The 10,846-nt window shown below is 77.5% G+C and carries 9 protein-coding genes; 2 read left to right on the top strand and 7 right to left on the bottom strand.

Annotation, left to right across the window (positions count from 1 at the left end):
- Window positions 1-68: 68 nt before the first annotated feature.
- The 6 genes from AC3WUG_RS18575 to AC3WUG_RS18550 all read right to left on the bottom strand — a co-directional run bounded on the left by AC3WUG_RS18575 (window position 69) and on the right by AC3WUG_RS18550 (window position 7,960).
- Window positions 69-1,256: a lytic polysaccharide monooxygenase gene (locus AC3WUG_RS18575; protein ID WP_492329021.1), complete on the bottom strand. Its 1,188-nt coding sequence runs from the start codon at window positions 1,254-1,256 to the stop codon at window positions 69-71.
- Between the two features lie 326 nt (window positions 1,257-1,582).
- Window positions 1,583-1,999, bottom strand: coding sequence for a PIN domain-containing protein (locus tag AC3WUG_RS18570; RefSeq protein ID WP_492329020.1), 417 nt, complete (start codon window positions 1,997-1,999; stop codon window positions 1,583-1,585).
- A gap of 35 nt (window positions 2,000-2,034) precedes the next feature.
- Window positions 2,035-2,685: a GTP-binding protein gene (locus AC3WUG_RS18565; RefSeq protein ID WP_147794820.1), complete on the bottom strand. Its 651-nt coding sequence runs from the start codon at window positions 2,683-2,685 to the stop codon at window positions 2,035-2,037.
- Complete coding sequence (locus AC3WUG_RS18560) at window positions 2,666-3,040, bottom strand: DUF742 domain-containing protein (RefSeq protein WP_147794821.1); 375 nt, start codon at window positions 3,038-3,040, stop codon at window positions 2,666-2,668. The genes AC3WUG_RS18565 and AC3WUG_RS18560 overlap by 20 nt, the downstream gene beginning before the upstream one ends.
- An 8-nt stretch (window positions 3,041-3,048) precedes the next feature.
- A complete protein-coding gene (locus AC3WUG_RS18555) occupies window positions 3,049-3,498 on the bottom strand; it encodes a roadblock/LC7 domain-containing protein (protein WP_147794822.1) in 450 nt (149 codons plus the stop codon).
- A 49-nt stretch (window positions 3,499-3,547) separates the two neighbouring features.
- Complete coding sequence (locus tag AC3WUG_RS18550) at window positions 3,548-7,960, bottom strand: sensor histidine kinase (RefSeq protein ID WP_492329019.1); 4,413 nt, start codon at window positions 7,958-7,960, stop codon at window positions 3,548-3,550.
- A gap of 175 nt (window positions 7,961-8,135) precedes the next feature.
- Here AC3WUG_RS18550 and AC3WUG_RS18545 point away from each other — a divergent pair, with 175 nt between their 5' ends.
- Window positions 8,136-9,119 carry an NAD(P)H-quinone oxidoreductase gene (locus AC3WUG_RS18545; protein WP_492329018.1) on the top strand — a complete coding sequence of 328 codons (984 nt, stop codon included), beginning with the start codon at window positions 8,136-8,138 and terminating at the stop codon, window positions 9,117-9,119.
- Window positions 9,120-9,177: 58 nt separating this feature from the next.
- Complete coding sequence (locus AC3WUG_RS18540) at window positions 9,178-9,765, top strand: bacterial proteasome activator family protein (RefSeq protein ID WP_492329017.1); 588 nt, start codon at window positions 9,178-9,180, stop codon at window positions 9,763-9,765.
- Here the strand turns inward: AC3WUG_RS18540 and AC3WUG_RS18535 are convergent.
- Window positions 9,762-10,688, bottom strand: a complete 927-nt coding sequence (locus AC3WUG_RS18535) for an EamA family transporter (RefSeq protein WP_492329022.1) — start codon at window positions 10,686-10,688, stop codon at window positions 9,762-9,764. The genes AC3WUG_RS18540 and AC3WUG_RS18535 overlap by 4 nt on opposite strands.
- Window positions 10,689-10,846: the final 158 nt, after the last annotated feature.

The raw sequence follows: 10,846 nt of genomic DNA, 5'->3' as shown, positions 1-10,846 counted from the left end.
CCCCCCCCCCCCCCCCTCCCCCCCCCCCCCCCCCCCCCCCCCCCCCCCCCCCCCCCCCACCCCGGGGGTCAGTCGACCGGGAACAGCGTGAGCGTGACGGCGCCCGCGTAGCTGCCGGCCGGCGCGTCGACCGGCACGTCGAGCACCACGCCCGCGGTCAGCTCCGTGGCACCCGCACGGCCGTGCGACGCCGCGGTGGCGAGGGTCGCGGGTGTCGCGAGCCCCGTGCCGCCGGCGAGGCGGGTCGCGACGGGCGACCCGGGCGTGACGCAGTGCTTGTCGCTGATCAGGACCGGCGTCCAGCCGAGGTTGTCGGCGGTGAGCGTCGTGGCGCCCGCGACGAGGTCGCGACCCCGGCCGGACACGGTCCAGCCCCCGTCGCCGGCCTGCGCGTCGGAGCGCGAGTCGGTCACGGTGACGGTCGGCAGGGCACCCTCGAACCGCAGCCGGTCCCCGGCGTTGGCGGGCGCGCCGAGGTCGAGCCCGGAGCCGGCCACCGACATGGCCAGCACGCCGTCCGTCTGCTCCGGGCGCGGCACGGTCGCGGTGACGTCGACGGTCCCCTCGTCGCCCGCCTCGGGCTCCGTGGGATCGACCGGCGGGTCGACCTCCGGCGGGGTCTCGGGGTCGACCGGCGGGTCGACCACGCCGGGCTCCTCGCCCGCGACGTCCACGTCGATGACGTTGTAGAACGCGGCACCGGTGTCGTCGACCGTCCACGCGGCGTAGATGACGTGGTAACCGACCCGGTCCGCCGGGACGTCCACCACGTGCACGGCACCGGCGGTCGGCATCGACCCGTCGTGCTGCACGGTGCCGATCTTCTCGAACGACGCCCGGCTCAGCGGCGCGTCCTGGTCCCAGCCCGGGACCGTCATGAAGTAGTCCCACCTGGTGGTCTTGTGCGGTGCCGTGTACACCCAGCTGATCCGGTTCGGCCCGGGGGAGATCGCGTTCTTCACCCAGCGGTCCGCGGACTGCTCGTCGAGCTCGGAGAACCGCGCGTTCCCCGCGGAGGCGAGCTGCCCGTCGGCCGGGCCCGCCTCCGGGAAGCCCTTGGGGCCCTCGACGCTCTGCGGCTCGTACTGCACGCCGCCGAGGTTCGCGTTGGTGCGCAGCGCGGCCCGGGCCACCATGCCCGACTCGGAACCGCCGACGTAGCCGTGCGACCACGCGGCCGGTGCCGTGGCCAGGGCGACCGGTGCGAGCAGCGCCAGCGCCGCCCCCGTCCCCAGCGTGCGTCTGATCAGTCTCATCCTTGCGTCCTCTCCCACCGGGGGGCGTCCGGCCCGCGGCGTGCGAGGTCGAGTCGCCCCCGCTCGAACGGCCGGTGCCGGGACGGCCACGGCCTGGTCGTCGACGCTAGGGACGCCGTCGGCGAGTAGGTGTGCTGCCCCGTGGCGCACGAATGCGCACGATTTCCCGCGGCAAAGGCCTCGCGGCACGAGGTGGCTGCCTGTGCCGCCAGATGCTCGGGCCGCGCACGCGACCACCCGGACGGCGTGGAACGCCCGATGGAGTGACCGGTGCACCCGGTGATATCGCTGTACGTACCAGCAACCCGCCGGCGCGCGGGAGCGGGTCAGGCCGCGAGGTCCCACCAGCGGTCGGGCAGGCCCGGGGACACGACCACGAGGCCGTGGATCGCGGCGACCGCGGCGAGCCGCACGTCGTACGTCGCGAACCCCGTGATCCCGGGGTCCGCCAGCGCGACGCCGAGGTGCAGGGACGCGAACGGCGACAGCACGGCGGTGGTCATCGCGGCCGCGCCGACCGCCTGGTCCGAGAACCGCACGACCTCGAGCCGCTCGCCGGCGGCGTGAGCGCGCGCGCGGACGTGCGCCGGCGCCGTGGCGGCCGCGTGGCGCAGCTCGCTCAAGGACAGCGGCGTGACGAGGAGTTCCGGCTCGTGCTGCTCCGCCCACCGCTGCCAGTCCACCGAGTGGTCCGGGAACGGCAGGTAGCGCAGGAGGGCCGAGCCGTCGGCGTAGACCCGCACGCCCCGCACTGTAGCGGGGCGCGCGGGTCGTCAGCTCACGCCGCGGAGCTGCGGAGCCGCTCCATGGCGAGCTGCACCAGCTGGATCAGCGTCTGCTTGGTCGCGGTGCGCGACCGGGCGTCGGTGTAGAGCACCGGCACGTGCGCCGGGATCGCGAGCGCCTCGCGCACGTCCTCCAGGCGGTGCTTCGCCACGCCGTCGAAGCAGTTCACGCCGACGACGAACGGGATGCCGCGCGACTCGAAGTAGTCGACGGCCGGGAAGCACTGGTCGAGCCGGTCGGTGTCGACCAGGACGACGGCGCCGATCGCGCCGCGCACCAGGTCGTCCCACATGAACAGGAACCGGTCCTGGCCCGGGGTGCCGAACAGGTACAGCCACAGCGACCCCGGCAGCGCGATGCGCCCGAAGTCCATCGCGACGGTGGTCGACGTCTTGCGCTCGGTCTGGCCGCCCGCGTCGTCGATGCCGACCGAGTGCTCGGTCATCGCGGCCTCGGTGTTGAGCGGCTCGATGTCGGAGATCGACCCGATGAAGGTCGTCTTGCCGACGGCGAAGCCGCCCGCGACGACGATCTTCACGACGGTGGGCGCGGCACCCATCTCGCCGGCGTCGCCGGCGGGGCGGGCGGTGGGCACGGCAGCGGCCTGGCCGGTGGCCACGGCGTCAGAGGGCGGAAATGCCATTGAGAACACTCTCCAGGACGCTCAGGGACAGGGCGGGCGACTGACCGGTGGTGGTCTCGACCGGCGTGGACGAGTGCACGCGCACGTAGCCCGCGTCGGCCAGGTCGGACACGACGACGCGCGTCACGCCCAGGGGGAGGTGCAGCAGCGCGGACAGCTCGGCGATGGAGATGTAGCCGTGCGACGCGTGCTGCAGGATCGCCCGCTTCTCGGGCGTGAGGCCCTGGCCCGAGACGCCGGCAGGCAGCATCTCCACCAGCGCCTCGAGGGGGTAGTCGGACCGCTCGGACCGCACCCGGCCGCCGGTGAGGGCGTACGGGCGGACGGTCCTGGTCTCGAACTCGCTCTCGCTCATCGGCTACCTCACACGGTGGGAGCGCGGGTGGCGCCGTCGACGGGGAGGCTGCCGCGCATCTCGGTGATGAGCTGCGGGGTCAGCGTGGCCTCGGTCCGCGAGACGAGCATCGCCATCTCGTAGCCGATGAGGCCCACGTCGCAGGTGGCGTCGGCGACGACCGCGAGGACGGAGCCGTTCGACACGCTCATCAGGAAGAGGAACAGGTTGTCCATCTCCACGATGGCCTGCCGCACGTCGCCGGCGCGGAGCTGGCGCGCCGCCCCCCGGGTCAGGCTCGACATGCCCGCCACGATCGCCGCGAGCTGGTCGCCGCTGGTGCGGTCGAGCTGCTCGGACATGGCCATGAGCAGACCGTCGGCCGACACCACCAGCGTGTGCCGGGTGCCGGGCACGGTCCGGACGAAGTTGTCCAGGAGCCAGCCGAAGTTGGCTGCCTCGGTGCTGAGGGTGGTCACACATCCTCCTGACGTGATGCAGGCGCGGCTGCGGCTGCGGGGACGGGTGTCACCATGACGGCGACGGCGGGACGGGCTGGGAGTCGGACTCGGTGCGGGGCTGCTCCGGCTGGGCGCCGGCCTCACCCGCGTCGGAGCCGGCGAGGGCACGACGCCCCCGACGGCTGCCGGACTGGAAGCTCGACAGCCGGTCGCGCAGGCTGTCGGCGTCGCGCGCCGGAGCCGCACCCGACTCGGGCTGCGAGATCTCGGGGGCCGCCGGGATCGCGGTCGGCACGCGGCGGGTGAGCGAGCCGCCGGCCGGCACGTCGACCTGGGGCCGGTACGCGGACAGCTGGCTCAGCTCGCTCAACGCCTGCTCCTGGATGTCGGCCCGCAGGGCGAGCATCTGGGCCGCCTCCGCGTCGAGCGCGCCGGGCCGGCGGGGCTGGTCCGCGGCGGGCGCCGCCGCGGCGGCGGGCTGGGCGGACCACGACGGGGCGGGCGCCGGCTGCGGGACCGACGCGCCGTCGGGCGACCAGGACGACGCCCAGGCGCTCATGTCGCGGTGGGGACGACGCTCCGGCGCGGGTGCGCCGGGCTCGGGGGCCGGCGGCGGGACCTCGCCGCGGGTGCGGGTCGGCAGCGGGGCCGCCCCGGCGGGCTCCTGCGGTGCCCACGCGGGCTCGGCGGCCTGGGCAGGCAGCTCGGGCGACCACGCGGGCTCCGCGGGCGCGGACCAGGCGGGGGCGGCGGACCACGCGGCGGGCTGCGGCGCGACCTCGGCCGCGGGCTGCACCGGCTCGGCGGGGGCGGACGGCTCCGGGGCGGACCAGGCCGGCGCGGCGCCCGGGTAGGCACCGGCGTCCTGGGCCCCGGCCGCGGGGGCGCCCCAGCCGGGGGCCGCGGCGGGCGCGGCGGACCACGGCGCCGGGGCGGCGGGCCGGCCGGGCTCGGCGGCGCGCTGCTGCTCGCCGTCCCAGCCCGCGACGGGCTGCCACGACTGGGCGACCGACGGGCGGGTCGGCAGCGCGGCCTGGGCCGGCGCGGCGGGCTGCGGGGCGGGGACCGGGGCGGGCGCCGCGGGGGCCTGCGCGGCAGCGGGCTGCGGCGGGGCCGAGGCGGCGGGCGCCGAGGCGGCAGGGGCCGAGGTGGCCGGCCAGGCGGGAGCCGCGGCGGGGGCCGGGACGGGCGCCGGGGCGGCCTCGGCCTGCGCCGGACGGCGGCCGAACGAGAACAGGGACCGGCGCTTGCGCGGGCGGCTGCCGGCCTCGGCCGGCGCCTCGTCGCCCTGGACCAGGCTGGCGAAGTCGGGCAGCGCGGGGGCGTCCGGCGCGGGCCGGGTCTCCGCGGCGGGGGCGACCGGGGCGGGAGCCACCGGGGCAGCCGCCACCGGCGCGGCGGGCGGGATCGCGACGGGCGCGGGCGCGGCGTGGCCCTCGGGGGCCGTCGGCACCTGCGGCGCCGGGGTGGACGGCGCGGGCACCGGGGCGCCCAGGACCGCCGTGTCGTCCGCGCGGCCGACCGGGGCCACCGGCTGGTCGGCCACCGGCGCGGCCGCACCGGACCAGACGGCGGGCGAGTCCGCGGCCGCCGGGGCGACGGGCTCCGGCTCGGCGTGCGGGGCGGGCACGGTCCAGGACGGCTGCTCCGGCGTCGCCGGGGCGCCCGTCCACGAGGACCAGGCGTGCGACTCGTCGAGCGGCTCGTCGGGGGCGAGGCCGGGCACGACCAGCGGCTGCTCGGCCGGGGCGGGCTCGGCGGGCTCGTCGGGCTCGGCGACGGTCTCGGCCTCGGCCGGCGCGACCTCGGCCTGCTCCGACCGCTCCCCCGCCTCGGGCTCGGCGGCGGGCTCCTCCGCCTCGGCGACGGGCGCGGGGACGATCGGCAGGCTCGCGGTCAGCGGCGCGGACAGCGCGTCCAGCCGGGCGTGGTCGGCGGCGGAGACCTCGGGCTCGTGGTCGACGAGCTCGTCGACGATCGACCGCACCTGGGCGGGCGACGTGATCGGCGTGCGCCGCGACGGCAGGGCCGGTGCCTCGGCGGCGGGCGCCTCGGCGGACCCGGCGGCGGGCTCGTCCACGACGGGCGCCTCGTCGGCGGCCGCGGTCGGCTCGGTCGCGTCCGCGCCGTCGGCATCGGCCGGTGCCAGCGCGTCGCGACCGCGGAAGCCGGAGAACAGGCCGGCGCGCGGCCCGGCGGGCGCCGGGGCCGGGGCCTCGGGCTCGTCGACGGGCGCGGCGGGGGCGCGCGACGGCAGGCCGCCGCGGGAGGGCAGGCCGCCGCGGGACGGCAGCGGGGCCGGCTCCCCGGGGGCGGGCGCGACCAGCGGGGTCCAGCCGCCGGCCTCGGCCGCGATCTCGGGAGCCAGCGTGGCCTCGGCGGGGGCCGGCAGGACCACGTCCTGCTCCGCCGGGACGTCGGAGCGCACGGCGGGCGCGGCGGCCGGGGTCGCGTCGCCGGCGGTGCGGCGGCGCGGCAGGCCCGTCTGGGTGGCGCCGTCGGTGAGCGCGGCCAGGTCGACCGGGACGGCGACCGGCGCGTCGACGGTCGGCACCTGCCCCGTGGACGGGCCGGAGGCCCGACCGGCGGCGGGCCCGGCGAGCGCCGGGTCGTTCGCGGTGAACAGCGCGACCGGGAACCGGACGACCGCGGCCGTGCCGGACAGCTCGCCCTCGGCGCGCTCGAGGACGACCTCGGCGCCGAGGCGCTGGGACAGGCGCGCGACCACGAACAGGCCGAGGCGCTGGGCGCCCAGGGCCTCGGTGGGCGACGTCGAGGAGATCGTGGCGTTCGCGGCCGTGATCTCGTCCGCCGACATGCCCAGGCCCTGGTCGACGATCCGGACCACGACGTGGTCGCCCTCGACGCCGGTCTGCACGACGACCGGGGTGCCCGGCTCGGAGAACAGCGTCGCGTTCTCCAGCAGCTCCGCGAGCAGGTGCGCGGCGCCCAGCGCGTTGAAGCCGTGCATCAGCGGGTCGGCGTCGAGCTCGAGCTGGACGCGGTCGTACTGCTCGATCTCGGAGGACGCGGTGCGGACCACGTCGGACAGCGGCATGGCCTCGCGCAGGCGGCGGCCGGAGTCGATGCCGGCGAGCACCAGCAGCGACTCCGCGTTGCGGCGCATACGCGTGGCGAGGTGGTCCAGGCGGAACAGGTTCGCGAGGACCGCCGGGTCCTCCTCGGAGCGCTCGAGCGTGTCGATGAAGGACAGCTGGCGGCCCAGCAGCACCTGGTCCCGGCGGGCGACGTTGACGAACATCTCGGCGATGGAGCCGCGGAGGGCGGCCTGCTCGCGGGCGACCTGGATCGTCGTCGAGTTGACGTCGTTGAAGGCCTGGGCCAGCCGGCCGACCTCGTCCTGCGACTCCACCGGGATGTTCGCGAGGGTGAGGTCCGGGGTCTCGCCCGGGACGGCCACCTGCTCGACCAGGCGGGGCAGGGTCTCGCGGACCGTGCCGGCGGCCGCGGTCAGGCGGCGCATCGGGACGACGATGCCGCGGGCGACGACGAGCGCGATGAGGATCGAGAGCGCGGCCGACGCGGCCGCGATGCCACCCGTGATGACCGCGCGCTCCTGCGCCTGGCCGGCCACCACGTCGGCGCGCTCGGTGGCGGACTCGAGCAGCTCGGTGCCGACGGGGCGCAGCGAGGCGAGCTCCGCGTTGACGAGGCTGTTCCACCGGGTGGGGTCCAGCGCCGAGACGGTGAGCTCGTTGCCCGACACCATCGACAGCTGCATGGCCGTGAGGTCGGCGTCGCGCGAGCTGAGCTGGATGCCGGGGAGCCGGAGGCTGTTGGTGCGCTCGCGGGCGTCGGCCCGGGCCTGGTCCTGCACCGCGAACAGGGCCGCGAGCTCCCGCACGTCGGACGAGTTCGCGCCGTCGGCGTTCAGCACGCCGGTCGCCAGCGGCTGGGCGCGGAGCACCTGCTCGATCGTGTCGGCGATGGCGCCGTACGCGGACATGCGGCTCGCGAGGGACCGCTCCGTCAGGGTCTCGGCGACGACGACCGGCACGTCGTTGTCGGCGGACACGATGTCGGTGTAGTTGCTGTCGACCAGGGTGCCCGGGATGGAGTCGGCGTCGACGCGGTCGCGGATCTCCACGAGGCGCGTGTGCTGGTCGGTCGCCTTCTGCACGGAGTCGGACACGCGGGCGTCCAGGCTCGACAGGTCGATGTCGCGCAGCGCGATGCCGAGCGCCGCGACCGCGTCGTCCGTCGCGGACCGCGCCGCGCTCAGGTTGCCGCCGAGGTCGGCGTCGGTGACCTGCTGCACGGAGAGCGTGCGCTCCTGCTGCAGGGCCTCGGCCGCGCGGGCGTACAGCGGCATGACCGTCACGACGTCGCGGACGGTGGCGGCGGTGCGGGCCTCGCCGACGGACTGCGTGGTGATGTAGGCCGCGGTCAGCAGCAGGACGAGCACGGGCAGCGCGAGGACCGCCAGCACCTTGGTGCGGATGCCGAGCCTGCGCAGCATGTCGACCTGCCTCCCGATCCTCGCGTCCCACCTGGCCGTGCGGGCACGCCCAGGTCAAGGCACCCGTGGAGGGCCCCCGTCCGAACCTCATCGGCGCCACCGGGCCCCCACATGAGCGCATCGGGAGGATTCATCCACCCGTGTCCTGCGACGACACGGTGCGTAGGCTCGCACGATGGACGTGGTGCAGGTCAAGAGCCCGGGCGGACCCGACCAGCTGCAGGTGGTCGAGCGGCCCGACCCGGAGCCCGGTCCCGGCGAGGTGCTGGTGCGCGTGGCGGCCGCCGGGGTGAACCGCGCGGACCTGCTGCAGCGCGAGGGCAGGTACCCGCCGCCGCCCGGCGCGCCCGACTGGCCCGGCCTCGAGGTCTCGGGCGTCGTCGCAGGTCACGGTCCCGGCGTGGACACCACCGCGTGGCCGGTCGGCGCCCGGGTCGCGGCGCTGCTGCCGGGCGGCGGCTACGCCACGGCCGTGACCGTGCCGGCGGGCCTCCTGCTGCCGGTGCCGGACGACGTCGACCTCGTGGACGCCGCCGGGCTGCCGGAGGCGCTGCTCACCTCGTGGACGAACGTCGTCGACGCGGGGCGGCTCGCGGCCGGCGACGTGCTGCTGGTCCAGGGCGGGTCCGGGGGTGTCGGGTCGGTCGCGGTGCAGCTGGGCGCCGCGCTCGGCGCGCACGTCGTCGCGACCGCGGGCGGGGCGGACCGGGCGGAGCGCTGCCGGGCGCTGGGCGCGCGCACGGTGGTCGACCACCGCACGCAGGACGTCGCGGAGGCGGTGCGGGCTGCGACCGACGGGCACGGCGCCGACGTGGTGCTGGACGTGCTCGGCGCGGGCGGGCTCGCGACCAACCTGGCGGCGCTGGCCACCGGCGGCCGGCTCGTCGTGATCGGCACCCAGCGCGGGTCGCGGGGCGAGCTGGACCTGGGCCTGCTGATGGCCCGTCGCGGAAGCGTCATCGGCACCACCCTGCGCGCGCGCCCGCTCGCGGAGAAGGAGCGGATCGTCGCGGACGTGCGGGCGCAGGCGTGGCCGATGCTGTCCGACGGCCGGCTGCGCCCGGTGGTGCACGCGCGGCTGCCCCTCGACCGGGCCGCGGACGCCCACCGGCTGCTCGACTCCGGCGAGGTGTTCGGCAAGGTGCTGCTGGTCCCGTGACGGCGGCGTACCGGCCGGTGGCCGCCCAGGGGTGCCGTCCGCGCCCGCGCGCGAGAGGATGGCGCGCATGAGCGACTCCAGCACCGGCCCGCAGCGCCCCCGCGTCGTCGTGCTCGGCGGCGGCTCCGGCGACCCCGGCGAGCAGGACGGCGAGGCCCGCTCGCCCGGCGCCGAGGAGCAGCCGGACGCGGCCGAGGAGGCCACCGCCTCGGTCGGCCAGCCCGCGAAGGTGATGCGGATCGGCACGATGATCAAGCAGCTGCTCGACGAGGTGCGCAGCGCCCCGCTCGACGAGGCCGCCCGCGCCCGGCTCGCCGAGGTGCACGAGCGGTCGCTCCACGAGCTCGAGGACGGCCTCTCCCCCGAGCTGATCGACGAGCTGCACCGGATCACGCTGCCGTTCGCCGACGAGCAGACGCCGAGCGACGCGGAGCTGCGGATCGCCCAGGCGCAGCTCGTCGGCTGGCTCGAGGGCCTGTTCCACGGGATCCAGACCGCGCTGGTGGCCCAGCAGATGGCGGCGCAGGCGCAGCTGACGCAGATGCGGCGGGCCCTGCCGGGCGGTCCCGGACCGGCCGGCCCCGGCGGCCCGGGCGGGGTGCCGGGGGCGCCGACGGCGGACCAGGGGCCGGGGCAGTACCTCTAGGCCGGTTCGGCCGCGGGCGGCTCCGCGCCCTCCCCCGGCGCCCGGCGCGTCGCCGTGAGCACGATCGCCACCGACACGCACAGCAGCCCGACGACCTCCCAGCCGTGCGGCCACTGCCGCAGCGCGACCGCGCCGACCACCGCCGCGGTCGCGGGCAGCATCGCCAGCAGCACGGCGAACGTGGCCGCGGTGACCCGGCGGAGCACGACCTGCTCGATCGCGTACGGGACGACCGACGACAGCACCGCGATGCCGACGACGGCGAGCGCCAGGCCGGCGTCGGTCAGCACGGGTGCCGCCGGCGCGGCGAGGAACGGCGCACCGACGAGGGCCCCGGCGGTCATGCCGACCGCGAGCGAGGCGATGCCGTCGGGTGCGGGACGCGCGCCGTCGGGGTCGGCCGCGCCGGTGCCCCCCGCAGGCCGCCGAGCCCCGTGGGCCACCCGGCGCCCGAGCAGGATGTACCCCGCCCAGCACGCCGCGGCGACGCCGATGGCGACCAGCCCCCGCACCGAGTCCTCGCCGCCGGTGCTCAGCTCCACCCCGGCGAGCAGCACGACCCCGAGCGCGGCGACGACGATGCCGAGCCGCTCCCGCCAGGTCCGGCCGGTGACCGCCGCGACGGCGACGGGGCCGAGGAACTCGATCGCCACCGCGGTGCCCAGCGGCAGCACGTCGATGGCGACGTAGAAGGACACGTTCATCGCGGCGAGCACCACGCCGAACGCCGCGGCCGCGCCGAGGTCCGCCCGGCTCCACCGCGCGCGCCACGGCCGGCGCCAGGCCAGCAGCACCAGCGCGGCGACGGCGATCCGGAGCCAGGCGACGGTCGGCGACGGGATCACGGCGAACAGCGCCACGGCGAGCGCGGCGCCGCCGTACTGCGCGAGCCCGGAGACCGCGAACAGCGCCGGCGCCGGCACCCGGCCCAGCGCGCCCGCCCCGTCCGGCCGTCGTCCGCTCATCGGGCTCGCACTCTACGGGGCCCGGAGCAGTGGGGGGGGGGGGGGGGGGGGGGGGGGGGGGGGGGGGGGGGGGGGGGGGGGAGGAGGAGGGGGGGGGGGGGGGGGGGGGGGGGGGG

It is taken from the genome of Cellulomonas sp. EB106-03-03-XG116, assembly GCF_058792015.1.
The sequence above is the reverse complement of the archived record's forward strand: the minus strand, read 5'-3'. Positions and strand labels throughout refer to the sequence as shown.

Excerpts from the sequence above, each read along its gene's own strand:
- AC3WUG_RS18560 (WP_147794821.1), bottom strand. The coding sequence starts at position 3,040 with ATGAGCGAGAGCGAGTTCGAGACCAGGACCGTCCGCCCGTACGCCCTC.
- AC3WUG_RS18545 (WP_492329018.1), top strand. The coding sequence starts at position 8,136 with ATGGACGTGGTGCAGGTCAAGAGCCCGGGCGGACCCGACCAGCTGCAG.
- AC3WUG_RS18550 (WP_492329019.1), bottom strand. The coding sequence starts at position 7,960 with ATGCTGCGCAGGCTCGGCATCCGCACCAAGGTGCTGGCGGTCCTCGCG.
- AC3WUG_RS18540 (WP_492329017.1), top strand. The coding sequence starts at position 9,178 with ATGGCGCGCATGAGCGACTCCAGCACCGGCCCGCAGCGCCCCCGCGTC.
- AC3WUG_RS18575 (WP_492329021.1), bottom strand. The coding sequence starts at position 1,256 with ATGAGACTGATCAGACGCACGCTGGGGACGGGGGCGGCGCTGGCGCTG.
- AC3WUG_RS18565 (WP_147794820.1), bottom strand. The coding sequence starts at position 2,685 with ATGGCATTTCCGCCCTCTGACGCCGTGGCCACCGGCCAGGCCGCTGCC.